This is a genomic window from Belliella pelovolcani (assembly GCF_900156785.1).
In the GTDB taxonomy this organism is placed as follows: Bacteria; Bacteroidota; Bacteroidia; order Cytophagales; family Cyclobacteriaceae; genus Belliella; species Belliella pelovolcani.
On record NZ_FTOP01000008.1, the window covers coordinates 63,884 to 87,217 of the forward strand.

General features: G+C 38.2%; 38 protein-coding genes. All 38 read right to left on the reverse strand.

Annotated features, from left to right (window positions below):
- Positions 1 to 19: 19 nt before the first annotated feature.
- Entirely contained in the window at positions 20 to 910 is an 891-nt protein-coding gene (locus BW935_RS10245; protein ID WP_076501187.1) for a hypothetical protein, read from the reverse strand.
- Positions 911 to 914: 4 nt separating this feature from the next.
- Positions 915 to 2,369 carry an MBOAT family O-acyltransferase gene (locus BW935_RS10250; protein WP_076501189.1) on the reverse strand — a complete coding sequence of 485 codons (1,455 nt, stop codon included), beginning with the start codon at positions 2,367 to 2,369 and terminating at the stop codon, positions 915 to 917.
- 145 nt (positions 2,370 to 2,514) lie between these two features.
- Positions 2,515 to 3,792, reverse strand: coding sequence for a phosphopyruvate hydratase (eno, locus tag BW935_RS10255; protein ID WP_076501191.1), 1,278 nt, complete (start codon positions 3,790 to 3,792; stop codon positions 2,515 to 2,517).
- 29 nt (positions 3,793 to 3,821) lie between these two features.
- Positions 3,822 to 4,913, reverse strand: coding sequence for a glutamine-hydrolyzing carbamoyl-phosphate synthase small subunit (carA, locus tag BW935_RS10260; RefSeq protein ID WP_076501193.1), 1,092 nt, complete (start codon positions 4,911 to 4,913; stop codon positions 3,822 to 3,824).
- Between the two features lie 123 nt (positions 4,914 to 5,036).
- On the reverse strand, positions 5,037 to 5,555 hold the full coding sequence (rplQ, locus tag BW935_RS10265; protein ID WP_076501194.1) for a 50S ribosomal protein L17: 519 nt from the start codon (positions 5,553 to 5,555) through the stop codon (positions 5,037 to 5,039).
- Positions 5,556 to 5,560: 5 nt separating this feature from the next.
- Positions 5,561 to 6,550: a DNA-directed RNA polymerase subunit alpha gene (locus tag BW935_RS10270; RefSeq protein WP_076501196.1), complete on the reverse strand. Its 990-nt coding sequence runs from the start codon at positions 6,548 to 6,550 to the stop codon at positions 5,561 to 5,563.
- A gap of 31 nt (positions 6,551 to 6,581) precedes the next feature.
- Positions 6,582 to 7,187 (reverse strand): 30S ribosomal protein S4, encoded by a 606-nt coding sequence (rpsD, locus tag BW935_RS10275; protein ID WP_076501197.1) that lies wholly within the window; start codon positions 7,185 to 7,187, stop codon positions 6,582 to 6,584.
- Between the two features lie 22 nt (positions 7,188 to 7,209).
- A complete protein-coding gene (gene rpsK / locus BW935_RS10280) occupies positions 7,210 to 7,608 on the reverse strand; it encodes a 30S ribosomal protein S11 (protein WP_009034192.1) in 399 nt (132 codons plus the stop codon).
- Between the two features lie 15 nt (positions 7,609 to 7,623).
- Entirely contained in the window at positions 7,624 to 8,001 is a 378-nt protein-coding gene (rpsM, locus tag BW935_RS10285; protein WP_076501199.1) for a 30S ribosomal protein S13, read from the reverse strand.
- A gap of 5 nt (positions 8,002 to 8,006) precedes the next feature.
- Positions 8,007 to 8,123 (reverse strand): 50S ribosomal protein L36, encoded by a 117-nt coding sequence (gene rpmJ / locus BW935_RS10290; protein WP_009034194.1) that lies wholly within the window; start codon positions 8,121 to 8,123, stop codon positions 8,007 to 8,009.
- 6 nt (positions 8,124 to 8,129) lie between these two features.
- Positions 8,130 to 8,348, reverse strand: a complete 219-nt coding sequence (gene infA, locus BW935_RS10295) for a translation initiation factor IF-1 (protein ID WP_040480068.1) — start codon at positions 8,346 to 8,348, stop codon at positions 8,130 to 8,132.
- 2 nt (positions 8,349 to 8,350) lie between these two features.
- Positions 8,351 to 9,124: a type I methionyl aminopeptidase gene (gene map, locus BW935_RS10300; protein ID WP_076501200.1), complete on the reverse strand. Its 774-nt coding sequence runs from the start codon at positions 9,122 to 9,124 to the stop codon at positions 8,351 to 8,353.
- The gene (gene secY, locus BW935_RS10305; RefSeq protein ID WP_076501202.1) at positions 9,121 to 10,443 is read right to left on the reverse strand and encodes a preprotein translocase subunit SecY; all 1,323 of its coding nucleotides are present in this window, start codon (positions 10,441 to 10,443) and stop codon (positions 9,121 to 9,123) included. Before secY ends, map begins: the two co-directional genes overlap by 4 nt.
- A gap of 3 nt (positions 10,444 to 10,446) precedes the next feature.
- Entirely contained in the window at positions 10,447 to 10,893 is a 447-nt protein-coding gene (gene rplO / locus BW935_RS10310; protein ID WP_076501203.1) for a 50S ribosomal protein L15, read from the reverse strand.
- A 2-nt stretch (positions 10,894 to 10,895) separates the two neighbouring features.
- Positions 10,896 to 11,075, reverse strand: a complete 180-nt coding sequence (gene rpmD, locus BW935_RS10315) for a 50S ribosomal protein L30 (protein WP_076501205.1) — start codon at positions 11,073 to 11,075, stop codon at positions 10,896 to 10,898.
- Positions 11,076 to 11,079: 4 nt separating this feature from the next.
- Positions 11,080 to 11,598, reverse strand: coding sequence for a 30S ribosomal protein S5 (rpsE, locus tag BW935_RS10320; protein WP_076501207.1), 519 nt, complete (start codon positions 11,596 to 11,598; stop codon positions 11,080 to 11,082).
- An 8-nt stretch (positions 11,599 to 11,606) separates the two neighbouring features.
- Positions 11,607 to 11,954, reverse strand: a complete 348-nt coding sequence (gene rplR / locus BW935_RS10325; RefSeq protein WP_076501208.1) for a 50S ribosomal protein L18 — start codon at positions 11,952 to 11,954, stop codon at positions 11,607 to 11,609.
- Between the two features lie 5 nt (positions 11,955 to 11,959).
- Positions 11,960 to 12,517: a 50S ribosomal protein L6 gene (gene rplF, locus BW935_RS10330; protein ID WP_076501210.1), complete on the reverse strand. Its 558-nt coding sequence runs from the start codon at positions 12,515 to 12,517 to the stop codon at positions 11,960 to 11,962.
- Positions 12,518 to 12,526: 9 nt separating this feature from the next.
- Positions 12,527 to 12,922 (reverse strand): 30S ribosomal protein S8, encoded by a 396-nt coding sequence (gene rpsH / locus BW935_RS10335; protein WP_076501212.1) that lies wholly within the window; start codon positions 12,920 to 12,922, stop codon positions 12,527 to 12,529.
- Positions 12,923 to 13,005: 83 nt separating this feature from the next.
- Positions 13,006 to 13,275: a 30S ribosomal protein S14 gene (gene rpsN, locus BW935_RS10340; protein WP_076501213.1), complete on the reverse strand. Its 270-nt coding sequence runs from the start codon at positions 13,273 to 13,275 to the stop codon at positions 13,006 to 13,008.
- Between the two features lie 2 nt (positions 13,276 to 13,277).
- Entirely contained in the window at positions 13,278 to 13,838 is a 561-nt protein-coding gene (gene rplE, locus BW935_RS10345) for a 50S ribosomal protein L5 (protein WP_076501215.1), read from the reverse strand.
- Positions 13,831 to 14,175, reverse strand: a complete 345-nt coding sequence (rplX, locus tag BW935_RS10350) for a 50S ribosomal protein L24 (RefSeq protein WP_076501216.1) — start codon at positions 14,173 to 14,175, stop codon at positions 13,831 to 13,833. The genes rplE and rplX overlap by 8 nt, the downstream gene beginning before the upstream one ends.
- A gap of 2 nt (positions 14,176 to 14,177) precedes the next feature.
- Positions 14,178 to 14,546, reverse strand: a complete 369-nt coding sequence (rplN, locus tag BW935_RS10355; RefSeq protein WP_076501217.1) for a 50S ribosomal protein L14 — start codon at positions 14,544 to 14,546, stop codon at positions 14,178 to 14,180.
- 1 nt (position 14,547) lies between these two features.
- Positions 14,548 to 14,811 (reverse strand): 30S ribosomal protein S17, encoded by a 264-nt coding sequence (rpsQ, locus tag BW935_RS10360; protein ID WP_076501218.1) that lies wholly within the window; start codon positions 14,809 to 14,811, stop codon positions 14,548 to 14,550.
- Between the two features lie 8 nt (positions 14,812 to 14,819).
- Complete coding sequence (gene rpmC / locus BW935_RS10365; protein ID WP_076501219.1) at positions 14,820 to 15,014, reverse strand: 50S ribosomal protein L29; 195 nt, start codon at positions 15,012 to 15,014, stop codon at positions 14,820 to 14,822.
- 8 nt (positions 15,015 to 15,022) lie between these two features.
- On the reverse strand, positions 15,023 to 15,442 hold the full coding sequence (rplP, locus tag BW935_RS10370; protein WP_010611207.1) for a 50S ribosomal protein L16: 420 nt from the start codon (positions 15,440 to 15,442) through the stop codon (positions 15,023 to 15,025).
- Positions 15,443 to 15,465: 23 nt separating this feature from the next.
- Positions 15,466 to 16,197 (reverse strand): 30S ribosomal protein S3, encoded by a 732-nt coding sequence (gene rpsC / locus BW935_RS10375; protein ID WP_076501220.1) that lies wholly within the window; start codon positions 16,195 to 16,197, stop codon positions 15,466 to 15,468.
- Between the two features lie 9 nt (positions 16,198 to 16,206).
- On the reverse strand, positions 16,207 to 16,596 hold the full coding sequence (rplV, locus tag BW935_RS10380) for a 50S ribosomal protein L22 (protein WP_076501221.1): 390 nt from the start codon (positions 16,594 to 16,596) through the stop codon (positions 16,207 to 16,209).
- Between the two features lie 2 nt (positions 16,597 to 16,598).
- Positions 16,599 to 16,877: a 30S ribosomal protein S19 gene (gene rpsS / locus BW935_RS10385; RefSeq protein WP_076501222.1), complete on the reverse strand. Its 279-nt coding sequence runs from the start codon at positions 16,875 to 16,877 to the stop codon at positions 16,599 to 16,601.
- Between the two features lie 2 nt (positions 16,878 to 16,879).
- A complete protein-coding gene (rplB, locus tag BW935_RS10390; protein WP_076501223.1) occupies positions 16,880 to 17,704 on the reverse strand; it encodes a 50S ribosomal protein L2 in 825 nt (274 codons plus the stop codon).
- A gap of 13 nt (positions 17,705 to 17,717) precedes the next feature.
- A complete protein-coding gene (rplW, locus tag BW935_RS10395; protein ID WP_076501225.1) occupies positions 17,718 to 18,005 on the reverse strand; it encodes a 50S ribosomal protein L23 in 288 nt (95 codons plus the stop codon).
- A gap of 4 nt (positions 18,006 to 18,009) precedes the next feature.
- Positions 18,010 to 18,639, reverse strand: a complete 630-nt coding sequence (gene rplD, locus BW935_RS10400) for a 50S ribosomal protein L4 (protein ID WP_076501226.1) — start codon at positions 18,637 to 18,639, stop codon at positions 18,010 to 18,012.
- A gap of 4 nt (positions 18,640 to 18,643) precedes the next feature.
- Complete coding sequence (rplC, locus tag BW935_RS10405; RefSeq protein WP_076501439.1) at positions 18,644 to 19,276, reverse strand: 50S ribosomal protein L3; 633 nt, start codon at positions 19,274 to 19,276, stop codon at positions 18,644 to 18,646.
- A 254-nt stretch (positions 19,277 to 19,530) separates the two neighbouring features.
- A complete protein-coding gene (gene rpsJ / locus BW935_RS10410) occupies positions 19,531 to 19,836 on the reverse strand; it encodes a 30S ribosomal protein S10 (RefSeq protein ID WP_009183381.1) in 306 nt (101 codons plus the stop codon).
- A 13-nt stretch (positions 19,837 to 19,849) separates the two neighbouring features.
- Positions 19,850 to 21,970 carry an elongation factor G gene (gene fusA, locus BW935_RS10415; protein WP_076501228.1) on the reverse strand — a complete coding sequence of 707 codons (2,121 nt, stop codon included), beginning with the start codon at positions 21,968 to 21,970 and terminating at the stop codon, positions 19,850 to 19,852.
- Between the two features lie 5 nt (positions 21,971 to 21,975).
- Positions 21,976 to 22,443 (reverse strand): 30S ribosomal protein S7, encoded by a 468-nt coding sequence (gene rpsG / locus BW935_RS10420; RefSeq protein ID WP_076501230.1) that lies wholly within the window; start codon positions 22,441 to 22,443, stop codon positions 21,976 to 21,978.
- Between the two features lie 22 nt (positions 22,444 to 22,465).
- On the reverse strand, positions 22,466 to 22,849 hold the full coding sequence (gene rpsL / locus BW935_RS10425) for a 30S ribosomal protein S12 (RefSeq protein WP_076501441.1): 384 nt from the start codon (positions 22,847 to 22,849) through the stop codon (positions 22,466 to 22,468).
- A gap of 101 nt (positions 22,850 to 22,950) precedes the next feature.
- On the reverse strand, positions 22,951 to 23,274 hold the full coding sequence (locus BW935_RS10430) for a DUF3467 domain-containing protein (RefSeq protein ID WP_076501231.1): 324 nt from the start codon (positions 23,272 to 23,274) through the stop codon (positions 22,951 to 22,953).
- Positions 23,275 to 23,334: the final 60 nt, after the last annotated feature.

Below are 23,334 nucleotides of genomic sequence, written 5' to 3' on the forward strand. Positions count from 1 at the left end.
GTCATTAGATCAGTCTTTTTTATTTATCATCCATAAACAGCTCCAAGCTGTCAAGTAAAATATCTACAAAAATTTCTCCTCCCTCTTTGTCTAAATGATCCATATCTCTAAATAAAGAGTCTTGATTTAGAAAAACATTATCGAAATCCAGAATCCTTAAGCCTTCTTTTATGAAAAGACTATCTGCATGATAACTTTCTTCACCCAGGATCCCATAATAAGAGCGAGATAAAGGAAACCTGACCCCTATCAATTCTACATCGTATTCTCTGCTCATAGAAATGATATTCTTTAAAGCAGCCATCATCTTTTCTGAAGCCCCATCTTGCTCAAAGTAATTTTTAAATCTATCTTGAGCTTGTCTCTGTCTTTCTTCTTCTGTTAAGTTTTCCCAAGCAATCTTACCCTTGCTCCCACCCCAACGTCTATAATCAAACAGTTCCTCAGTTATGAAATTTTTGATTACCAAACTGTAGCGATCATTAAGAAAAACTAGATAGTACTTGAGGTATTTTTCCTTTACAAAATCAAACCAAGATTCAAAATCATCCCTTTCTGTATAGTATGCCGATCGATCCAAGTTATTTTGATTCTCTCGGGTAGGAGATAGCGTATGGTCGTCTACGCTGATATATATGCGCTCAATTTTACCTTTTCGAAGCAGATACTTTAGCTTTCTTTCCATATCTAAGTAAGAATCGCTCTGAGCTGAAAAATTATGTACCTCAAATTCTTCTGCAAAATCTCCAAGCGGTGTCCCATGAGAATCTGCCAATATAAACTCGTCAAAATCAAGATCTACTTCTTCGTAATCTTTGATATAAAACCCTCTGACCAATAGAAAAAGAAATGCATTAACTAACAAAAGAACTAGAAGAAATGCGAAGGTATTTTTTAGAAATAGGCGCATAGCATTAGAATTGAAAGTAAATAAACTCTATTTCCTCAGAAGTATTACCAAATATATCTATCGCTAATATGATCAATAAATACATGCACCAGCGAAACATCCTACTTCTACTCGCTGCTAAATCCATGATAGCATATTGGCGCCTTCTACCATTCCATTCTATCAGGATAAAGATGACAATCAAAACCATAAGGGAAATGACACCTTCAAGAATATGAAAATCTGGGATTGAGAATAAACTTGGCTGCATCATATTTTGTACATATCCCCATGCATGGGACATACTCTCAGCTCTAAAGAAAATCCATGCAAAACTAGTCAGCCCAAAAGTAAACAGCATTGAAATCAGCTCTCTCAGATTTGGCCACCTACTTTCCTGTGCCACTACGTCTAAGTTATTTCTATTTTTACCCAAAAGTAAAGAAGGCAGAAAATAGACGGCATTGAGTGCCCCCCATATAATAAAAGTCCAATTGGCACCATGCCAAAATCCAGATACCAAGAAAATTATAAATGTATTTCTAATGCTTAAGGCCAGCCCACTTCTACTTCCACCCAGCGGGATATAAAGATAGTCTCTAAACCATGTAGAAAGTGATATATGCCATCTTCGCCAGAACTCTGCCACATCTCTTGAAAAATATGGAAATGCGAAATTTTGCATCAATTGAAATCCAAAAAGTCTAGAAGTTCCAATCGCAATATCCGAATAGCCCGAAAAATCACCATAAATCTGGAAAGCAAATAATACAGCCCCCAAAGCAAGTATACTGCCAGACAGGGACTCGCTTTGATTGAATATAATATTTACATATTCTGCACAATTATCCGCAATAACCATTTTTTTAAACAAACCCCAAAGAATCTGCCTCAATCCATCTACCGCTTTATTTTGATCAAAAACTCTTTTTTCTGAAAATTGAGGTAAAAGGTTTGTCGCCCTTTCAATTGGCCCTGCTACCAATTGCGGAAAAAAACTGACATAAGCGCCAAAAGCAATCCAATCGTGAGTTGGTATCAACTTTTTCCTATAGACATCAATGGTATAACTCATCGTTTGGAAAGTATAAAAACTAATTCCAACAGGTAGAATAATCTTCAAGGAGGAAGCCTTAAAAGGTACTCCTAGCAATTGAAAAGCATCGATAAAATTATCTAAAAAGAAATTGTAGTATTTGAAAAACCCCAAAAAACCAAGATTAATACATATACTGATCGTCAGTAGCAGCTTTCGCTTATAGGTATTCTCCTCCTTGCCTAAACCTATTCCTATCAAATAATCAATCAAGGTACTGAAAGCAATCAAGGACAAAAATCTCCAATCCCACCATCCATAAAAAACGTAGCTTGCTAGTAAAATTAGAGTGTTTTGAGCCTTAAGATTCCACCTAAAAAGGAACCAATAGCATATAAATACCAACGGCAGAAAGATTGCAAAATCTAAGGAGTTAAAAAGCATATTGGCTTCAACAGATATGTAGAATATAAGCTACAAACATAAGAAAAAATGATAAATACTGATTCAAACCCTTCAGCTCTAAAACCGATTTGAAAACAAAAAAGGCAACCTCTCGGCTGCCTTTCACTTCAAATTTTAATACCTATTATTTCTTAGGAAATATAGCAGAGTCTCCCAATTGCTCCTCAATTCTAATCAACTGGTTATATTTCGCCATTCTATCAGATCTTGAAGCAGAACCTGTCTTGATCTGACCACAATTAACAGCCACGGCTAAGTCAGCAATGGTAGCATCTTCTGTTTCACCTGATCTATGTGACATAACAGCTGTAAAACCAGCTTTGTGAGCCATAGAAATGGCATTCAAAGTTTCTGTCAATGTTCCAATTTGGTTTACCTTAATCAGAATTGAATTAGCAGACTTCTCTTTGATACCTCTTTCCAAGAACTTTACATTAGTCACAAAAAGATCATCACCAACGAGCTGCACTTTATCACCAATTTTGGCAGTAAGCATAGCCCAACCTTGCCAATCCTCTTCAGCGAAGCCATCTTCAATAGAATCAATTGGATACTTCTCAGTCAACTCAGCCAAGTAAGCAACTTGCTCTTCTCTGCTTCTTATTTGACCTCCTTCGCCCTCAAATTTCTTGTAATCATATTTGCCATCTACAAAGAATTCAGATGCTGCACAATCCAAAGCAATCGTAACGTCTGAACCAGCCTTGTACCCAGCATTTTTAATTGCGTCTAAGATGCAAGCAAGTGCTTCTTCAGTACCTCCAGAGAAGTTTGGAGCGAACCCACCTTCATCTCCAACCGCTGTACTCAAGCCTTTGTCATGGAGGATTTTTTTCAAATGATGAAAAATCTCAGCACCCATTCTAATAGCTTCTGAGAAATTCTCCGCACCAACTGGTCTTACCATAAATTCCTGGAAAGCAATGGGAGCATCAGAGTGCGATCCGCCATTGATGATATTCATCATTGGAACAGGTAAAGTATTGGCATTGACCCCACCAATATATCTATAAAGTGGTTGTCCAGCTTCCATAGCTGCAGCTTTAGCTACCGCAAGAGACACCCCTAAAATTGCATTTGCTCCTAGCTTGCTCTTAGTAGGGGTTCCATCAAGGTCAATCATGATCTGATCGATCATATTTTGCTCAAAAATATCCATTCCAAGCAATTCAGGAGCAATTACATCATTTACATTTGATACTGCTTTCAAAACTCCTTTTCCAAGATATTTTGATTTGTCTCCATCTCTTAATTCCACAGCTTCATTGACACCAGTGGAAGCACCACTTGGTACGGCAGCCCTGCCAAAAGCTCCAGTTTCTGTCACTACATCAACTTCGATGGTAGGATTACCTCTAGAGTCTAAAATCTGTCTAGCGTGGATAGATTGAATTAATGTCATAATTTTTAATGGTTTAATTAGGTTTTATTTTATTGCATTAAAGATACAAATTCATCAAATAAATAACGAGAATCGTGTGGCCCTGGAGCCGATTCAGGGTGATATTGAACAGAAAAAGCAGGTTTGCTTTTCAATTTTATCCCTGCTACAGTACCATCGTTCAAATGAACATGTGTGATTTCCAAATCACTATTATTCTCTACATCTTCTCTTTTTACCACAAAACCATGATTTTGAGATGTAATTTCACTTTTACCTGTTACTAGATTTTTGATAGGGTGATTGATACCACGATGTCCATGGTGCATCTTGTAGGTAGATACCCCACAGGCCTCTGCCAAAAGTTGATGACCAAGACAAATCCCAAAGACTGGTTTACCTGTTTCAAGAATTTCTCTGGTAGTATTCACCGCATATTCCATGACGGCAGGATCACCAGGCCCATTGGACAAAAAGTACCCATTAGGACTCCAAGCTTGAAGCTCAGATAAAGAAGTTTTAGCAGGAAATACTTTACAGTAAACGCCCCTATCAGCAAGATTTCTTAAAATATTCTTTTTAATTCCGAAATCTAAACAAGCTACTTTTATGGTAGCATTTTCATCACCAAAGAAATATGGTTCCTTGGTACAAACTTTTGATGACAATTCGAGGCCATTCATATCAGGTACCAAATTCAATTCGGCTTTAAGACCAGCAAGATCATCCTCAAACTCTGAACTAATAATTGCATTCATAGCCCCTTTAGACCTGATATGTCTTACAAGCATCCTAGTATCAATATCAGCTATACCTGTAATATTATGTTTGACTAAATAATCTTGAAGCGATCCATCTGCATCAAGTCTGCTATATACATCTGAAAATGTATTGACTACAATACCTGAGATGGTTGGACTATCCGATTCTACTTCAGTATCTATTACACCATAATTACCAATATGAGAAGTAGTAGTAACTATGATTTGACCTGTATATGAAGGGTCTGTGTAGATCTCTTGGTACCCTGTCATCCCCGTATTAAAACAGATTTCACCGCCATTGGTACCGGGTTTTCCGATAAGAGTGCCTCGGAAAATAGTCCCGTCGGCTAATAGAAGAGTTGCTTTTTGTTTGTTCATTGTGTTATAACGACTCGCCAAATTTAAGGAAATTATAAAGATATGCCTTGTAAATTTTAACTGATATAAAAAAAGGGATTGAACCAAAGTTCAATCCCTATATATGAAGAGTTTAGCAACATTTTATTCTGCTCCCTTTTCTTCTTTGTTATCATCTTCTTTAGCTTCAACTTCTGGAGCAGCAGACTCAACAGGAGCCTTTGCTTCAGTACTTGCAGCACCTGAACCTCTCCTACTTCTTCTAGTAGTTTTCTTAGCAGGCTTAGCTTCCTTCAACATCAATTCGTTGAAATCAACCAATTCGATAATACACATCTCAGCGTTATCACCAAGTCTAAAACCAGTTTTAATGATTCTAGTATATCCACCTGGTCTAGTAGCTACTTTCTCAACAACTTCGCCAAAAAGAGCTTTGATAGCTTCTTTGTTTTGAAGGTAAGAGAAAGCAATTCTTCTGTTGTGTGTGGTATCTTCTTTAGCTCTAGTCACTAGAGGCTCTACATATTTTCTCAATTCCTTAGCCTTTGCAAGCGTCGTGGAAATACGCTTGTGAAGGATCAAAGAAGCTGCCATGTTAGAAAGCATTGCTTTTCTATGACTAGCAGTTCTTCCAAGGTGGTTAAATTTCTTACCGTGTCTCATTTTTATTACTCTTCATCAAGTTTATACTTAGACAAATCCATCCCAAAGGTTAATCCTTTTTCTTGGATAAGTTGCTCTAGTTCAGCAAGAGATTTCTTACCAAAATTTCTAAATTTCATCATGTCAGAAATTTCCAATTTTGCAAGATCTCCTAAAGTCTTCACGTCTGCTGCCTTCAAACAGTTAAAAGCACGAACTGAAAGATCCAAGTCACCAAGAGAAGTCTTCAACAACTTTCTCATGTGAAGGAACTCTTCATCGATCGGCTCAGGTTCAGAAACTCCAGTGGAGTCAAGAACCATTGTTTGATCAGAGAACAACATAAAGTGCTGAATAAGAATCTTTGCTGACTCTTGAAGAGCTTTTTCAGGATGGATGGATCCATCTGTAGTAACTTCAAGAATCAATTTTTCGAAGTCAGTCTTCTGTTCTACCCTTGTATTTTCTACACTATACTTCACATTCTTAATAGGAGTGAAAATAGCATCAATAGGGATAACGCCGAAAACTTGTTCTTTTGGTTTAGACTCTTCAGCAGGAAGATATCCTCTTCCTTTTTCTACTGTAAGTTCAACTTCCAGACTTTTTGATTCATCCAAGTGGCAAATTACCAATTCAGGATTCAACACTTCAAAAGAAGATGTGAATTTAGCGATATCACCAGCAGTGAACACAGATTGGTTTTTCACTTCCACGGTAATTTTACCGTCGATAGCTTCATGAACCTTTTTGAATCTCACTTGCTTCAGGTTAAGAATGATGTCCGTAAAATCTTCTACTACACCTTCGATAGTAGAGAATTCATGAACAACACCTGGTAGTTTTACTGAGGTGATTGCATAACCCTCAAGAGAAGACAAAAGAATTCTTCTTAAGGCATTACCAATGGTAACCCCATAGCCTTTTTCCAGTGGCTTAAATGTAAATAGACCGTGAAAATCATCGGCTTTTTCCATTACCACTTTTTCAGGCATTTGAAATGCTAATATGGACATATCAATAGTTCTTTTTAAGTCTGAATTAATATTACTTAGAGTAAAGTTCAACAATCAGTTGTTCTTTGATATTCTCAGGAATATCTTCTCTAACTGGAATGCTTACGAACTTACCTGCTAACGAGGTGTTATCCCACTCTAACCAAGAATAACGAGCAGTTCCTCTACCAGCTAAACTAGCTGTGATAGCTTCAAGAGACTTAGATCGCTCTCTCACAGAAATAACATCACCTGGCTTCAAAGTGTAAGAAGGAATATTTACCAACTCACCATTAACAAGGATATGCTTGTGAGAAACAAGTTGTCTTGCGCCTCTTCTAGTTGGAGAAATACCTAATCTATACACTACGTTGTCTAATCTTGCTTCTAACAATTGTAATAGGTTCTCACCAGTAATACCTTGTTTTCTAGAAGCAATATCAAACATTTTAGAGAATTGTCTCTCTAAAATACCATAGATATATTTTGCTTTCTGCTTTTCAGCCAGCTGAATAGCATATTCTGATTGTTTCTTTCTTCTACCTCTACCATGTTGGCCTGGAGGATAGTTTTTCTTCTGAAGTGCTTTGCTTTGTCCTTCAATCGGCTCACCGAATTTTCTGGCAATCTTTGCCTTTGGACCTCTATATCTAGCCATTCTCTATATCTTCTTTAATGAATTAAACTCTTCTACGTTTTGGAGGACGACAACCGTTGTGCGGAAGTGGAGTCACATCAATAATCGTAGTTACATCAAGACCTACATTTTGTAAAGTTCTAATAGCAGATTCTCTACCTGCACCTGGACCTTTTACAAAAACCTCAATTTTTCTCAATCCTAAATCATAAGCAACTTGACCGCAATTTTGAGCTGCCATTTGAGCTGCATAAGGTGTGTTCTTTTTAGAACCTCTGAATCCCATTTTACCGGCAGAAGCCCAAGAGATCACCTGTCCAGAATTATTGGTAATAGAGATGATAATGTTGTTAAAGGAAGCTTTGATATGCGCTTGGCCTACCGCTTCTACTTTAACTACTCTTTTTTTACCTTTAGCTTTATCGTTTCTTTTCTGAGCCATAATCTAAATCAAGATTTATTTAGTTGCTTTCTTTTTGTTAGCAACAGTCTTTCTCTTACCTTTTCTAGTTCTAGCGTTGTTTTTGGTCTTTTGACCTCTCAAAGGAAGACCTTTTCTATGTCTTAGACCTCTATAACAACCAATATCCATTAATCTCTTGATATTAAGCTGAATTTCGGACTTGAGAACACCTTCCGTTCTGTACGCTTCAGCAATAATATTTCTAATAGCGGTAGATTCTTCATCATTCCACTCACCAGCTTTCTTATCATAAGAAATACCTGCTTTGTCCAGGATTGCTCTGGCCGAACTTCTACCTATACCGAAAATGTAGGTTAAGCCGATTTCTCCACGTTTGTTGTCTGGGATGTCAACACCTGCAATTCTTGCCATAATTATTAACCTTGTCTTTGTTTAAACTTAGGATTTTTCTTGTTGATCACGTAAAGTTTTCCTTTTCTTCTGATCACTTTACAATCAACACTTCTCTTCTTGATTGATGCCTTTACTTTCATGACAGTTTATTTGTATCGATAAACAATTCTACCTTTAGAAAGATCATACGGAGAAAGCTCTAATTTTACTTTATCTCCAGGAAGGATCTTTATATAATTCATTCTCATTTTTCCAGATATATGGGCAATCAATTGATGACCATTCTCCAGCTCCACTTTGAACATTGCATTTGACAATGCTTCTATTATAGTACCATCTTGTTCAATAGATGTCTGTTTAGCCATATTTAGAATTTATAGTTTTCCTCAATATATTGATGTGTGGTCAATATTTCAGTTTTATCTCTGAAGATAGCCACAGTATGCTCGTAATGTGCAGAAGGCTTTCTATCCGCAGTACGAATAGTCCAACCATCTCTTTCTTGTACAATATTTCTACTACCTAGGTTAACCATTGGCTCTATCGCTATAACTAGCCCTTCATTCAAAAGAGGCCCACTACCACGTTTACCATAGTTGGGTACTTCCGGCGATTCGTGTAAATTCTTACCCAAACCATGACCCACAAGTTCTCTAACTACAGTATAACCTTTAGCTTCAACAAATTTTTGGATAGCATGACCTATATCACCAACTCTATTACCAAAAACTGCTTTTTCAATACCTAAATACAGAGATTCCTTTGTCGCTTTAAGCAATGACAATACATCAGGGGAAACTTCACCGACAGGGTAAGTATAAGCGCAATCGCTATGAAAACCTTGGTGAAAGACTCCACAATCTACTGAGATTATATCGCCATCTTTCAAAACATAATCACTAGGAAATCCATGAACCACAACCTCATTCACTGAGATACATAATGATGCAGGAAAACCATTGTAACCTTTGAAGGAGGGAACACCACCGTGATCCCTTATAAATTCCTCCGCTATTTTGTCTAAGAAAGAAGTCTTTACTCCTTCTTTAATATTCTTGGCTACCTCTCCATGAGCCTTACCAAGTATTTGAGCACTTTCTTTTATTAATTGGACTTCCTCAAAAGTCTTATAATGGATCATACAGCTGGTGCGTAATTCGAAGGATTATTTTTCATATTCCCACTCTTCATCATGCCCTCGTAATGTCTCATCAATAAGTAACTTTCAATTTGTCTCAATGTATCCATGATCACACCTACCATGATCAATAGGGAAGTACCACCATAGAATTGAGCAAATTCTCCACCAACACCAGCAATGATTGCAAAAGCTGGAAGTACGGCAACTAAAGCTAATAATACTGAACCAGGAAGTGTAATCCTTGAGATAATATTATCTATGAACTCAGAAGTTGGAGCACCTGGCTTAATACCTGGTACAAAACCTCCATTTCTTTTTAAGTCTTCGGATATCTGCTCTGGATTCACAGTAATAGCCGTGTAGAAGAAAGTAAAAAGAATAATCATAATAGCAAATACCAAGTTGTATTGCCAAGATGTAAAGTCCGAAAACGTGGAACCGATATAATTAGCTATATCGTTGTCGCTCGACCAAATCTGAGCAATCAATGCAGGTAGAAACATCAATGATTGAGCAAAGATAATTGGCATTACACCAGAAGCATTCACTTTAATAGGAATGTATTGTCTTTGACCTCCATAAACTTTCCCACCAACAACTTGCTTGGCATATTGAACAGGAATTCTTCTTGTTGCTTCAGTCAATGCTACCACACCCAATACAACAAAGAATAGTACTGCTGCTTCAATCAACAACAATAGCATCCCAGAAGTACCTTTGGATAAACCTTCCGCAATGATAGCTCCAGGGAATCTAGAGATAATCCCAATCATGATCAACATTGAAATACCATTTCCAATGCCTTTTTCAGTGATTTTTTCCCCAAGCCACATACAGAACATTGTACCAGCTGATAGCAACACCAAAGAACTAAACATAAATAAGGAAGTACTTACCATTACTGCACCAGTAGGAAGAATAGTAGCTGTAATATAGCCGATACCTTGAGCCACTGTAATAGCAATAGTTAATACTCGAGTGATCTGATTGATTCTTTTTCTACCAGATTCACCTTCCTTTTGTAATTTCTGAAAATATGGTACTCCAACAGTCAACAACTGCAACACGATGGAAGCAGAAATATATGGCATAATCCCTAAACCAAAGATAGAAGCATTACTAAAAGCTCCTCCAAGGAAAGTATCGATTAGACCGAAAATACCTTCTGGAGCATCATTCAATTTTGAAGGATCTACTCCAGGTAAAACGATAAAAGAACCCAATCTGAATACAACCAGAAAACCGATTGTATTCAAAATTCGGACTCTTAGATCTTCAATAGCAAAGATATTCTTAACTGTTGAGATAAACTTTTTCATTGATTAAATCTTGTTAACTGTTCCGCCAACCTTTTCAATAGCTTCAACAGCGGAAGCAGAGAAATAGTGAGCACTTACATTCAATTTCGCTGTAAGTTCGCCTCTACCTAGGACTTTTACAACATCTTTTTTCGAAACTAGTCCATGTTCTACCAAAACATCGAAAGAAACTGTATCCAAGTTATATTTCTCGGAAAGCTCTTGCAATGCAGAAAGATTGATAGGTTTACACTCGATTCTATTTAGACTCTTGAAACCAAACTTAGGTACTCTTCTTTGAAGTGGCATCTGACCACCTTCAAAGCCTAACTTAGATTTGTAACCAGATCTAGACTTGGCTCCTTTATGACCTCTAGTAGAGGTACCACCTCTACCAGAACCAGTTCCACGACCAATTCTTTTTCTATTCTTTACAGATCCTTCAGCAGGTTTTAATGTATGTAATTTCATGATTAAGCTTCCTCCACTTTTACAAGGTGACTTACTTTTCTTACCATTCCAGCGATCTGAGGAGTATTTTCAACTACAACAGACTTATTAATCCTACCAAGACCAAGAGCTGTAATAGTAGCTTTTTGATCTTTTGGTCTTTTGATTATGCTTCTTACTTGAGTTACTTTAACCTTTGCCATCTTCTTAACCGTTAAAAACTTTTGACATTTTAACACCTCTTTGCTGTGATACAGCTATAGCATCTCTCAATTGTACTAAAGCATCAATTGTTGCTTTTACTACATTGTGAGGGTTTGAAGAACCTTTGGACTTTGCCAATACATCAGTTACACCAGCACTTTCAAGAACCGCACGCATAGCACCACCCGCAATCACACCAGTACCAGCAGCAGCGGGCTTGATCAAAACAAATCCACCACCAAACTTACCAAGTTGCTCGTGAGGTATGGTTCCTTTCAAAATAGGCACTCTGACAAGATTCTTTTTAGCATCTTCTATACCTTTGGTAATAGCATCTGTTACTTCATTGGCCTTACCCAATCCATAACCAACCACACCGTTACCATCTCCAACTACAACAATTGCAGAGAAAGAAAATCTCCTACCACCTTTAACTACTTTAGCAACACGGTTGATAGCAACAACTTTCTCTTTAAGTTCTGTATCTGTTGCCCTAATGGGTTTTCTTTTAACTTGAGACATAATATCTATTAAAATTTAAGGCCACCTTCCCTTGCACCTTCGGCAAGAGCTTTAACATTACCATGATATAAGTATCCACTTCTGTCAAATACAACAGAAGCAACACCTTTAGCAACAGCTCTTTCTGCTAATTTCTTACCTACTTCAGTAGCCACTGAAATCGTAGTATTTTTAGCACCAAGTTCTTTGGAAGAGGCTTGCGCTAGTGTATGACCTTTAAGGTCATCAACCAACTGAGCATATATACCAGTATTGCTTTTAAATACTGACAAACGAGGTCTAGAATCAGATCCGGAGATTTTTCTACGGATACTTTTCTTGATTCTAAGTCTTCTTGAGTTCTTATTGAAAGCCATCTTAATTATTTTTTACCTGCGGTTTTACCAGCTTTACGTCTTACAATTTCACCTACGAAACGAACACCTTTACCTTTGTAAGGCTCAACTTTACGTAGAGATTTAATTTTAGCAGCTACCTGACCGATCAATTCCTTATCAATTCCTTCAAGAGACACAATTGGGTTCTTACCCTTAGGCGTTTCTGTTTTTAATGAAATTGAATCCGGAAGAGCAAAGAAGATGTTGTGGGAATAACCCAAAGATAACTCCAACACTTGTCCTTGATTGGAGGCTTTGTAACCTACACCGACCAACTCTAAGTCTTTTTTGTAACCTTCTGAAACACCTATAACCATATTGTTCAACAAAGATCTATACAAGCCGTGAAGAGACTTGTGTCTCTTAGACTCTGTAGGCCTTGTTACTACAATTTGATTATCCTCAACCGCAACGGTAATGTCGGGATTCACATCCTGAGTTAGCGTACCTTTGGGACCTTTAACAGTGACAGTATTGTGTGCTGACACGTCTACAGTAACACCCGCTGGTAGATTTATTGGTTTTTTACCTATTCTAGACATAACGGTTTATTAATAAACGTAACAAAGTACTTCTCCACCAATACCTTCTGTACGTGCTTCTTTATCAGTCATCACGCCTTTGGAGGTGGATAGAATGGCGATTCCTAGACCATTGATTACTCTAGGCAATTCGTCATGCTTAACATATTTTCTTAGACCTGGCTTACTCACTCGAGCAAGGCTTACGATTGCATTCTGCTTTGTAGAAGGATTATACTTTAAAGCGATTTTGATAGATCCTTGAGGACCCTCTTCTTCAAACTTATAATTCTGTATATATCCTTTATCAAAAAGAACCTTAGTCAATTCTTTCTTGATGTTGGAAGCAGGAATCTCTACGATTCTATGAGATGCCTTGATGGCATTTCTCAATCTGGTCAAATAATCAGCTATTGGATCAGTCATATTTATATAAGTCTAACTGCACACCCGTAATGGGCGTGCAAAGTTACACAATGATTTTTAGAATAAAAACTTTTGTCCGATTTTTACCAGCTTGACTTAGTTACACCAGGAATCTTTCCAGCAGAAGCCATTTCTCTGAAAGTTACCCTGTTGATACCAAATTTTCTCATATAACCTTTCGGACGGCCAGTTAGCTTACATCTGTTGTGTAGTCTTACTGGAGATGCATTTCTAGGCAACTTGTCCAAGGCTTCGTAATCACCGGCAGCCTTAAGTTCAGCTCTTTTCTTAGCATACTTGGCTACAAGACGTTCTCTTTTTCTCTCGCGAGCTTTTAATGATTCTCTTGCCATAATTATTCTTGATTATTTTTATTGATAAAAGGCATACCGAAAGCTTTCAACAAAGCATAGCTTTCTTCATCTGTCTCAGCAGTGGTCACAAAAGTGATATCCATTCCAGAGATTCTGTTTACTTTCTCAATGCTGATTTCAGGGAAGATAATTTGCTCTGTTACACCTAAAGTATAATTACCTCTTCCATCGAAGCCTTTATCACTGATACCTTTGAAATCTCTTACTCGAGGAAGAGCAACGGTAGCAAGTCTATCTAAGAATTCGTACATTCTATCTCCTCTCAATGTGACTTTTGCACCGATAGGCATTTCCTCTCTCAATTTAAAGTTAGAGATAGAATTCTTAGCCTTTGTAGCAACAGCCCTTTGACCAGTGATTAAAGAAAGCTCTTCAACACCTTGATCCACCAATTTCTTATCAGCTACAGCAGCACCAATACCCTTGTTCAGAACAATTTTGGTCAATTTAGGAACTTGCATAACTGACTTATACTGGAATTTTTCCTTCAATGCAGGAGCGATTTCAGTAAGGTACTTATCTTTCATTCTAGGATTAGCCATTGATCACCTCCCCAGTTTTCTTAGAATATCTAACTAATTTTCCGTTTTCACCATGCTTTCTACCAGTTCTGGTAGCTTCACCTGTTTTAGGATCTACAAGCATTAGGTTACTGATATGTAAAGCTGCTTCTCTTTTTTCAATTCCACCTTGAGGGTTTGTAGCAGTAGGCTTCACGTGTTTAGTCACAATATTGATTCCTTCTACAGTTGCCTTTCTCTTTTCAAGGTTTACAGAAAGCACTTTGCCTGTTTTACCCTTATCATCACCTGACAATACTTTTACAGTATCACCTGTTTTGATATGTAATTTGGGTTGTTTATTGAATTTTCTTTCCATGATTACAATACTTCTGGGGCCAAAGATACAATCTTCATAAACTGCTTCTCTCTCAACTCTCTAGCAACAGGGCCGAAGATACGGCTTCCTCTTGGTTCGTCGTTGTTGTTGAGAAGAACGGCAGCATTATCTTCAAATCGGATATAAGAACCGTCTTTTCTTCTAATTTCCTTTTTCGTTCTCACGATAACCGCTTTAGAAACGGTACCTTTTTTCATGTTGCTGGAAGAAAGTGCGGACTTAACAGTTACTACAACTTTATCCCCAATAGAAGCATATCTTTTCTTGGTTCCTCCCAATACACGGATCACAAGCACTTCTTTAGCACCTGAATTGTCCGCTACGCTTAGTCTGGATTCTTGTTGTATCATGTTATTTAGCCTTTTCTATAATTTCTACTAATCTCCAACGCTTGTTTTTACTCAGCGGACGAGTTTCACTAATCTTAACAAGATCGCCTGGACGACACTCGTTGTTCTCGTCATGAACCATAAACTTGGTAGTCTTCGCAACAAACTTACCATAGATAGGGTGCTTTACCCTTCTCTCTACGGCAACTGTAATGGATTTATCCATCTTGTTGCTGACTACTTTTCCTATTCTTTCTTTACGTAGATTTCTCTCAGTAGTAGCCATCTCTATTCTTATTTAGCTAATTGTAACGCGGTCAAAGCTGTTTTCAATCTCGCGATTGTACGCTTTACCTCTTTTAATTTGTTAGGATTTTCTATCGGAGAAATAGCATGAGCAAAACGTAACTTAGTCAAGTTAGTCTGCTCAGCGGCGATTCGCTCGATGATTTCACTTTCGGAAAGTGATCTGATTTCTGAATTTTTCATAGCTTTTATTATCCTACGTAATCTCTACGTACCACGAAATTTGTACTTACAGGTAGTTTTTGCTGTGCAAGTCTCAAAGCTTCTTTAGCTACTTCCAAACTTACTCCAGTTGCTTCAAAAAGGATAGTTCCTGGCTTGATTACTGCAACCCAGTATTCAGGAGCACCTTTACCTTTACCCATACGAACCTCTGCAGGCTTCTTAGTGATAGGCTTGTCAGGGAAAATCCTTATCCAAACTTGACCTTCTCTTTTCATTGCTCTTGTCATAGCGATACGAGCCGCTTCAATTTGACGAGAGGTTATCCATCCAGCTTCAAGGGATTTGATACCAAAGTTGCCAAAAGAAAGCGTGTGCCCTCTTTGTGCAATGCCTTTGACTCTGCCCTTGTGCATTTTTCTATATTTAGTTCTTTTTGGCTGTAACATGATTTCTCACTTAAGGGTGAAAATTAGTTATTTCTCTTTCTTCTTTTTGGGCCGCCTTCTCTTCTCTTTCCTCTAGCGTTACCTCCTTTTGGTTCATTGGCTGCTCCTACGTTAGGAGAAAGATCTCTCTTACCGTAAACTTCACCTTTGAAAATCCAAACTTTGATACCGATGATACCATATACAGTATTTGCTTCAGAAATAGCATAGTCGATGTCCGCTCTTAGTGTATGCAAAGGAATTCTACCTTCTTTGTACATTTCAGATCTTGCCATCTCAGCTCCACCCAGACGACCGGAAAGCTTAACTTTAATACCTTCAGCGCCAACTCTCATTGCTGCTGCAATGGATTGCTTCATCGCTCTTCTGAAAGAGATACGAGCTTGTAGTTGTTGAGCAATTGATTCTCCTACCAATTTAGCATCCAACTCAGGACGCTTAATTTCAAAGATGTTGATTTGTACATCCTTATTGGTTAGCTTCTTCAATTCCTCTTTTAACTTATCTACTTCAGCTCCACCTTTACCAATCACAACACCTGGACGGGCAGTGTGAATAGTTAGGGTGATTCTTTTCAAAGTTCTTTCGATGATCACTTTGGAAATTCCACCTTTAGGAATTCTAGCATTGACATACTTTCTGATTTGCTGATCTTCGTAAAGTTTCTCAGCGAAATCTTTACCACCATACCAGTTAGAATCCCAACCTTTGACTACACCAAGTCTAAAACCAATAGGGTTTATTTTTTGTCCCATAGTCTAATCTTAATTAGAGTTTTCTTTTGTTTGTACTTCATCAGCGGTAACATTGGTACTGAATGCATCAACTACCAAGGTCACATGATTTGATCTTTTGCGAATTCTGTGTGCTCTTCCTTGAGGAGCAGGTCTTAGTCTTTTCAACATTCGACCACCATCAACTTGAATTGTTTTGATGTATAGATCAGCATCTTCAAGTTTTTCATCTGGATTCTTTGCTTGCCAGTTGGCCACAGCAGAAAGAAGAAGTTTCTCTAATTTAATAGAACCATGATTTGGTGTAAACTTCAATATGCTTAGTGCATGTCCTACGCGCTTACCTCTAACAAGGTCAGCTACCAATCTCATTTTGCGAGTAGAAGTAGGAACATTATTTAATCTTGCTATTGCTTCCATGATTATCTCTTTCCTTTATCTTTTTTGGCAATGTGACCTCTAAAGTTTCTCGTAGGAGCAAATTCTCCTAGTTTATGACCTACCATATTATCTGTTACAAATACAGGAATAAATTTATTTCCATTATGCACAGCAAAGGTATGACCTACAAAGTCCGGAGAAATCATGGATCTTCTTGACCAAGTCTTGATGACAGATTTTTTGCCAGACTCGTTCATAGCATCCACTTTTTTGCCCAAGTGATGTTCTATATAAGGGCCTTTCTTTAATGAACGTGCCATAATTATTTAGATCTTTTACTGATAATGAATTTATTTGAATACTTTTTAGGAGATCTAGTTTTCTTACCTTTTGCAAGCAAACCAGTCCTAGATCTTGGGTGACCACCTGATGAACGTCCTTCACCACCACCCATTGGGTGATCGACAGGGTTCATAGCCACACCTCTTGTTCTAGGTCTTCTACCTAACCAGCGCTTTCTACCAGCTTTACCTAATACCACGTTCATGTGATCACCATTAGATACTACACCGATAGTAGCCATACAAACACCAAGTACAAGTCTCATTTCACCAGAAGGCAACTTGACAGTAACATACTTACCATCTCTTGCAACTACTTGCGCATATCCACCAGCACTTCTTGCCATAGCCCCACCTTTACCAGGCTTCAACTCGATATTGTGTACAATGGTACCCAAAGGTATATTCACCAATTGCATCGCATTACCCACTTCTGGAGCAACACTTTCACCGGAAATCACTGTTTGTCCAACTTGCAAACCTTCCGGTGCAATAATGTAAGTCTTTGCACCGTCCACATAATACAATAGCGCTAGACGTGCTGTTCTATTTGGATCATATTCGATAGATTTTACTACCGCAGGAATTCCAAATTTAGTTCTCTTAAAATCAACGATTCTAAGTCTTCTCTTATGGCCACCTCCGATATATCTGGAGGTCATTTTACCTACATTATTTCTACCGCCTGACTTCTTCAAAGGAGCCAATAGAGATTTCTCTGGCTTTGATGTTGTGATTTCATCAAATGCTGGAGCTACTCTAAATCTGGTCCCTGGGGTTACAGGCTTTAATTTTTTAACTGCCATGATCTTGATTCAATTAAATTTCTCCGTAAAAATCGATTACTTCGCCATCAGCAACTTGTACAATTGCCTTCTTGAAAGCATTAGTGAATCCACTTACAACTTTTGACTTGGTGTATCTAGTCTTAGATTTACCAGCATATCGCATGGTTCTCACGTCAACTACAGTCACACCGTACATTTTCTCAACGGCTCTTTTGATCTCTGGCTTCTTTGCAGTCTTCTCAACTACAAATCCATAAACGCCTTTTTCGTTCATTGCAGAAATCTTTTCCGTAATCAAAGGTTTTTTTAGTATCTCCATTGTCTTACTTCGATAATAAGTTTTCCAATATACTTACTGAACCTTCACACAACATTAAGTTGTCTGCATTAAGCAATTCGTAAGTATTTACATCGTTTACTGAAACCACCTTAGCTTTAGGTAAATTTCTGCTAGAAAGAAATACGTTCTTGTTGTCCTCAGGAAGAACCAAAAGTGTTTTCTTATCTACCAAAGAAAGTCCGTTCAAGAATGCCAAGTAATCTTTTGTTTTTGGAGCATCAAAAGATACATTTTCCAAAACCATTAGGCTGTTTTCTTTTACTTTATAAGATAAAGCAGACTTTCTAGCCACTTGCTTCAATTTTTTATTCAATTTGAAAGAATAGTTTCTTGGTCTTGGACCGAACACTCTTCCTCCTCCTCTGAAAACAGGGGATTTGATAGAGCCTGCTCTAGCACCACCAGTACCTTTTTGCTTTTTGATCTTTTTAGTAGATCCAGCAATTTCATTTCTTTCTTTTGATTTATGTGTTCCTTGTCTTTGGTTTGCCAAAAACTGCTTCACATCTAGGTAGATCGCATGATCATTAGGCTCAATGCCAAAAATATCATCTGAAAGCGATACTTTTCTACCTGTCTCTTCGCCGTTATGTTTTAATACTGCTAATTCCATTGTCTTACTTCTCTAGAATAACGAAAGAATTTTTTGGTCCAGGGACAGATCCACTTACTAATAGCAAGTTCTTTTCTGGATAGATTTTCAACACTTTGAGGTTGATCACCTTTACTCTGTCTCCACCCATTCTACCTGCCATTCTCATGCCTTTGAATACTCTTGAAGGCCAAGAACAAGCACCAATGGAACCAGGGTGTCTTTGTCTGTTGTGCTGACCGTGAGTTTGACCACCCACACCACCAAAACCGTGACGTTTAACTACACCTTGAAAACCTTTACCTTTAGAAGTCCCGATAGCATCGACGAAGTCACCTTCAACGAATACTTGACCAGCTTCTACGGTTTTTCCAAGATCAACCTGACCTTCGAATTCGACCCTAAAGTCTCTGAATTCAACAACTTTCTGTTTTGGCGTTGTACCGGCCTTTTTAAAGTGCCCGATAAGTGGCTTAGGAGTGTTTTTCTCCTTACGCTCACCGTAAGCCAACTGAACAGCGTTGTACCCGTCTGTTTCTACATTTTTTACTTGCGTCACTACGCAAGGACCAGCTTCTATTAGCGTGCATGCGACATTACGTCCATCGGCACTAAAAACGCTAGTCATTCCGACTTTTTTACCTATTATTCCAGACATCTTCTGATATATAATATAATTAAACACAAGCATTTACGCGCATGTGCCCTTTTTAAAGGACTGCAAAGTTAGGAATTTAATTCCACCTTACAAACCCCAACTTTAATATTTTCAATTATTTACGAAAAATTATTTGGTTTATTCGTCAAGATTTACCTCCATTCGATCCAAAACAACTTTTCTACTTGACTAAAGACAAAAGAAAAACCCATCCACCGGGGCGGATAGGTTTTTTATGCTTCAATCTAGACTTGTCAGACTTTGATTTCTACATCAACTCCACTAGGAAGTTCGATTTTCATCAAAGCATCGACAGTTTTAGAGCTATTGCTGTAGATATCAACCAATCTTTTGTAAGTACAAAGTTGATATTGATCTCTTGCTTTTTTGTTTACGTGTGGGGATTTCAACACCGTGAACTTTTCCTTTTTTGTTGGCAAAGGAATAGGCCCAACCACGATAGCACCAGTAGCTTTGACAGCTTTTACGATCTTCTCAGATGACTTATCCACCAGGCTGTGATCGTATGATTTTAATTTTATTCTGATTTTCTGATTCATTTTCAATTAGAATTTAGGCTTTTTCACCTTTTACTTTCGCAATCACCGTTTCAGCGATGTTGCTCGGTACAGGCTCGTAATGTGAGAAGGTAAGTGAAGCAGTTGCTCTACCAGAAGTAATTGTTCTTAGGTCTGTTACATAACCGAACAATTCAGATAGAGGAACGCTAGCTTTAACTACAGTTGAGGATCCTTTTGTATCCATACCTTTCATCAAACCTCTTCTTCTATTCAAATCACCCGTGATAGGACCAGTGTACTCATCTGGAGTAACTACATCTACCGCCATGATTGGCTCAAGTAATTGAGGCTTCGCTTTTTTAGCGGCTTCTTTGAAACCAATTCTTGCTGCCAATTCAAATGACAATGCATCAGAATCGACATCGTGGAATGAACCATGGAATAGTCTTACTTTCATTGCCTCAACTGGGTATCCTGCCAAAGGACCATTTTTCATTGCTTCAGCAAATCCTTTTTGGATTGCAGGAATGAATTCCTTAGGAATCACACCACCAACAATACCATTCACAAATTCAAGTCCTGGCTTGATTTCATTAGTTTCAGGATCTGCATCCTTAGGACCTAATTCAAATACAATATCGGCAAATTTACCTTTACCACCAGACTGCTTTTTGTAAACTTCTTTGTGCTCCACATTAGAGAACAAAGCTTCTTTATAAGCAACTTGAGGAGCTCCTTGGTTGATCTCAACCTTAAATTCTCTCTTCAATCTGTCGATGATGATATCAAGGTGAAGTTCACCCATACCTCTTAGAATTGTCTGACCAGTTTCATGATCAGTATTTACTACTAGAGTAGGATCTTCTTCAACCAATTTGGCAATCGCCATACCTAGCTTATCAGCATCAGCTTGAGTTTTAGGCTCAATAGCATAACCGATAACTGGCTCAGGGAAAATCATTGATTCAAGAACTACTTTACGCTTTTCATCGCAAAGGGTATCTCCTGTTTTGATATCTTTGAAACCGACTACGGCTCCAATATCACCAGCAACTAACCTAGGGATTTGATTTTGCTTATTAGCATGCATCTGGAATACTCTAGAGATACGCTCCTTGTTTCCAGAACGGCTATTGAATACATAAGAACCAGATTCCAATACACCAGAATATGCTCTAACAAAACAAAGTCTACCTACAAATGGGTCAGTAGCAATTTTGAATGCAAGACCAGTGAATGGTTCGCTTTCGTCTGGTGCGATTTTTATTTCTTTCTCTTCATCTTCCAAAGCATGACCAATAATATCATCTTTGTCTAGAGGAGAAGGTAATAATTCCATTACTAAATCAAGCATAGTCTGAACACCTTTGTTTTTGAAAGATGATCCACACACCATTGGAACCACTTTCATGGCAATAGTAGCTTGTCTTAGTGCATTAAGAATCTCTGCTTCAGTGATTGACTCAGAATCTTCGAAGAATTTCTCCATCAAAGACTCGTCAAATTCAGCAACAGATTCCAAGAGATACTCTCTGTATTCTGCTACTTCATCCAGCATATCCTCAGGAATTGGAACTACTTCGTAAGTCATTCCGAAGTCATCTTCATTCCAAACGATAGCTCTATTGTTGATCAAATCAACAACACCTCTAAATTTGTCTTCAGCACCGATAGGAAGTTGCAAAGGAACAGCATGGCTACCTAGCATCTCTTTTACTTGCTTACAAACTTCAAGGAAGTTAGCTCCAGAACGATCCATTTTATTAACGAATCCGATACGGGCTACTTTATAATTATCAGCTAATCTCCAGTTGGTCTCAGACTGTGGTTCTACACCATCTACAGCACTGAAAAGGAACACCAACCCATCCAAAATTCTAAGGGAACGGTTTACTTCAACTGTAAAGTCAACGTGACCTGGAGTATCGATGATATTGATTTGGTACTTATTGTCTCTGTAATTCCAAAAAACAGTGGTAGCAGCAGAAGTAATAGTGATACCTCTTTCCTGCTCTTGAGCCATCCAGTCCATGGTAGCTGCCCCATCGTGTACCTCACCTATCTTATGGCTTACACCAGAGTAAAAAAGGATACGTTCCGTGGTCGTAGTCTTACCTGCATCAATGTGCGCAGCAATACCGATGTTTCTTGTATATTTTAAGTCTCTTGCCATTTCAATTAAAATCTAAAGTGTGAGAATGCTTTATTGGCTTCAGCCATTCTATGCGTGTCGTCTTTTTTCTTAACAGCTGCACCTTCTCCTTTGGATGCGGAGATGATTTCACCTGCAAGTCTATCCATCATAGTTTTCTCACCCCTTTTTCTGGCATAAGTGATCATCCACTTGATCCCCAGGGACAACTTTCTTTCAGGTCTAACTTCCATTGGGACCTGGAAAGTAGCACCACCAACTCTACGACTCTTCACCTCTACAGCTGGAGTAATATTGTTAAGCGCTTTTTTCCAAACCTCAAGACCGTTCTCACCTACTTTTTCTTCAACTTTCGCGACTGCGTCGTAGAAAATTTTGTAAGCAATACTCTTCTTTCCATCCACCATTAGGCAGTTCACAAACTTTGTTACCAAAGTATCATTAAACTTCGGATCAGGAAGAATATATCTCTTTTTTGGTTTCGCTTTTCTCATTTTTTCTAAATGTTATAATGTCTTATTTTTTAGCATCCTTTGGACGCTTAGCACCATACTTGGAACGACCTTGCTTACGGTCTTTAACTCCTGCTGTATCTAGTGCACCTCGGATGATGTGATATCTCACACCCGGAAGATCTTTCACACGACCTCCTCTGATCAATACGATAGAGTGCTCTTGCAAATTGTGACCCTCTCCAGGAATGTAGGCATTCACCTCTTTTCCGTTCGTCAATCTTACCCTAGCCACTTTTCTCATCGCTGAGTTAGGCTTCTTAGGCGTGGTAGTGTACACCCTTGTACAAACCCCTCTTCTCTGAGGACAAGCATCCAAAGCTCTAGACTTGGACTTGGTCTCAAGGGTAGTTCTACCTTTTCTTACTAACTGTTGTATAGTAGGCATTAACTGATAAAATTTATTTTGTTCCTTGTAAACTTGTGAATTTTGGACTGCAAAGGTAAGCAAATAGGTAAAACAAACAAAATTAAGATGTTATATTTTTACTAGGCCTCCCCAGCCGTCCCGCCAAAATTCATTGGAAATGAAGGACCTTCTCCCCCTCCTTGAATTTTACCGAATGCACTCTCGTACTTATTGATATTATCCTTCAGTGCTGCAAGCAATCTTTTGGCATGGTCAGGAGTCATGATGATTCTTGATTTCACTTTTGCCTTGGGCACTCCTGGCATCAATATGATAAAATCTATCACAAACTCCGAGTTGGAATGTGCGATCATCGCAAGGTTGGAGTAAGTACCCTCTGCTACTTCCTCTGACAATTCTACATTAATCTGCTGATCAGGATGTGGGTGTTTATTGTCTTCCATAATTTTAAGATTAAAAAAGGCCTGCTTTTACACAGGCCTTTTCATTAAAGTTATATCGAT

What these genes read in the sequence shown, in the direction of transcription:
- BW935_RS10245 (WP_076501187.1), bottom strand. Translation starts at nt 910, where the DNA reads ATGCGCCTATTTCTAAAAAATACCTTCGCATTTCTTCTAGTTCTTTTG.
- BW935_RS10250 (WP_076501189.1), bottom strand. Translation starts at nt 2,369, where the DNA reads ATGCTTTTTAACTCCTTAGATTTTGCAATCTTTCTGCCGTTGGTATTT.
- eno (WP_076501191.1), bottom strand. Translation starts at nt 3,792, where the DNA reads ATGACATTAATTCAATCTATCCACGCTAGACAGATTTTAGACTCTAGA.
- carA (WP_076501193.1), bottom strand. Translation starts at nt 4,913, where the DNA reads ATGAACAAACAAAAAGCAACTCTTCTATTAGCCGACGGGACTATTTTC.
- rplQ (WP_076501194.1), bottom strand. Translation starts at nt 5,555, where the DNA reads ATGAGACACGGTAAGAAATTTAACCACCTTGGAAGAACTGCTAGTCAT.
- BW935_RS10270 (WP_076501196.1), bottom strand. Translation starts at nt 6,550, where the DNA reads ATGTCCATATTAGCATTTCAAATGCCTGAAAAAGTGGTAATGGAAAAA.
- rpsD (WP_076501197.1), bottom strand. Translation starts at nt 7,187, where the DNA reads ATGGCTAGATATAGAGGTCCAAAGGCAAAGATTGCCAGAAAATTCGGT.
- rpsK (WP_009034192.1), bottom strand. Translation starts at nt 7,608, where the DNA reads ATGGCTCAGAAAAGAAACGATAAAGCTAAAGGTAAAAAAAGAGTAGTT.
- rpsM (WP_076501199.1), bottom strand. Translation starts at nt 8,001, where the DNA reads ATGGCAAGAATTGCAGGTGTTGACATCCCAGACAACAAACGTGGAGAA.
- rpmJ (WP_009034194.1), bottom strand. Translation starts at nt 8,123, where the DNA reads ATGAAAGTAAAGGCATCAATCAAGAAGAGAAGTGTTGATTGTAAAGTG.
- infA (WP_040480068.1), bottom strand. Translation starts at nt 8,348, where the DNA reads ATGGCTAAACAGACATCTATTGAACAAGATGGTACTATAATAGAAGCA.
- map (WP_076501200.1), bottom strand. Translation starts at nt 9,124, where the DNA reads ATGATCCATTATAAGACTTTTGAGGAAGTCCAATTAATAAAAGAAAGT.
- secY (WP_076501202.1), bottom strand. Translation starts at nt 10,443, where the DNA reads ATGAAAAAGTTTATCTCAACAGTTAAGAATATCTTTGCTATTGAAGAT.
- rplO (WP_076501203.1), bottom strand. Translation starts at nt 10,893, where the DNA reads ATGAAATTACATACATTAAAACCTGCTGAAGGATCTGTAAAGAATAGA.
- rpmD (WP_076501205.1), bottom strand. Translation starts at nt 11,075, where the DNA reads ATGGCAAAGGTTAAAGTAACTCAAGTAAGAAGCATAATCAAAAGACCA.
- rpsE (WP_076501207.1), bottom strand. Translation starts at nt 11,598, where the DNA reads ATGTCTCAAGTTAAAAGAAAACCCATTAGGGCAACAGATACAGAACTT.
- rplR (WP_076501208.1), bottom strand. Translation starts at nt 11,954, where the DNA reads ATGGCTTTCAATAAGAACTCAAGAAGACTTAGAATCAAGAAAAGTATC.
- rplF (WP_076501210.1), bottom strand. Translation starts at nt 12,517, where the DNA reads ATGTCTAGAATAGGTAAAAAACCAATAAATCTACCAGCGGGTGTTACT.
- rpsH (WP_076501212.1), bottom strand. Translation starts at nt 12,922, where the DNA reads ATGACTGATCCAATAGCTGATTATTTGACCAGATTGAGAAATGCCATC.
- rpsN (WP_076501213.1), bottom strand. Translation starts at nt 13,275, where the DNA reads ATGGCAAGAGAATCATTAAAAGCTCGCGAGAGAAAAAGAGAACGTCTT.
- rplE (WP_076501215.1), bottom strand. Translation starts at nt 13,838, where the DNA reads ATGGCTAATCCTAGAATGAAAGATAAGTACCTTACTGAAATCGCTCCT.
- rplX (WP_076501216.1), bottom strand. Translation starts at nt 14,175, where the DNA reads ATGGAAAGAAAATTCAATAAACAACCCAAATTACATATCAAAACAGGT.
- rplN (WP_076501217.1), bottom strand. Translation starts at nt 14,546, where the DNA reads ATGATACAACAAGAATCCAGACTAAGCGTAGCGGACAATTCAGGTGCT.
- rpsQ (WP_076501218.1), bottom strand. Translation starts at nt 14,811, where the DNA reads ATGGCTACTACTGAGAGAAATCTACGTAAAGAAAGAATAGGAAAAGTA.
- rpmC (WP_076501219.1), bottom strand. Translation starts at nt 15,014, where the DNA reads ATGAAAAATTCAGAAATCAGATCACTTTCCGAAAGTGAAATCATCGAG.
- rplP (WP_010611207.1), bottom strand. Translation starts at nt 15,442, where the DNA reads ATGTTACAGCCAAAAAGAACTAAATATAGAAAAATGCACAAGGGCAGA.
- rpsC (WP_076501220.1), bottom strand. Translation starts at nt 16,197, where the DNA reads ATGGGACAAAAAATAAACCCTATTGGTTTTAGACTTGGTGTAGTCAAA.
- rplV (WP_076501221.1), bottom strand. Translation starts at nt 16,596, where the DNA reads ATGGAAGCAATAGCAAGATTAAATAATGTTCCTACTTCTACTCGCAAA.
- rpsS (WP_076501222.1), bottom strand. Translation starts at nt 16,877, where the DNA reads ATGGCACGTTCATTAAAGAAAGGCCCTTATATAGAACATCACTTGGGC.
- rplB (WP_076501223.1), bottom strand. Translation starts at nt 17,704, where the DNA reads ATGGCAGTTAAAAAATTAAAGCCTGTAACCCCAGGGACCAGATTTAGA.
- rplW (WP_076501225.1), bottom strand. Translation starts at nt 18,005, where the DNA reads ATGGAGATACTAAAAAAACCTTTGATTACGGAAAAGATTTCTGCAATG.
- rplD (WP_076501226.1), bottom strand. Translation starts at nt 18,639, where the DNA reads ATGGAATTAGCAGTATTAAAACATAACGGCGAAGAGACAGGTAGAAAA.
- rplC (WP_076501439.1), bottom strand. Translation starts at nt 19,276, where the DNA reads ATGTCTGGAATAATAGGTAAAAAAGTCGGAATGACTAGCGTTTTTAGT.
- rpsJ (WP_009183381.1), bottom strand. Translation starts at nt 19,836, where the DNA reads ATGAATCAGAAAATCAGAATAAAATTAAAATCATACGATCACAGCCTG.
- fusA (WP_076501228.1), bottom strand. Translation starts at nt 21,970, where the DNA reads ATGGCAAGAGACTTAAAATATACAAGAAACATCGGTATTGCTGCGCAC.
- rpsG (WP_076501230.1), bottom strand. Translation starts at nt 22,443, where the DNA reads ATGAGAAAAGCGAAACCAAAAAAGAGATATATTCTTCCTGATCCGAAG.
- rpsL (WP_076501441.1), bottom strand. Translation starts at nt 22,849, where the DNA reads ATGCCTACTATACAACAGTTAGTAAGAAAAGGTAGAACTACCCTTGAG.
- BW935_RS10430 (WP_076501231.1), bottom strand. Translation starts at nt 23,274, where the DNA reads ATGGAAGACAATAAACACCCACATCCTGATCAGCAGATTAATGTAGAA.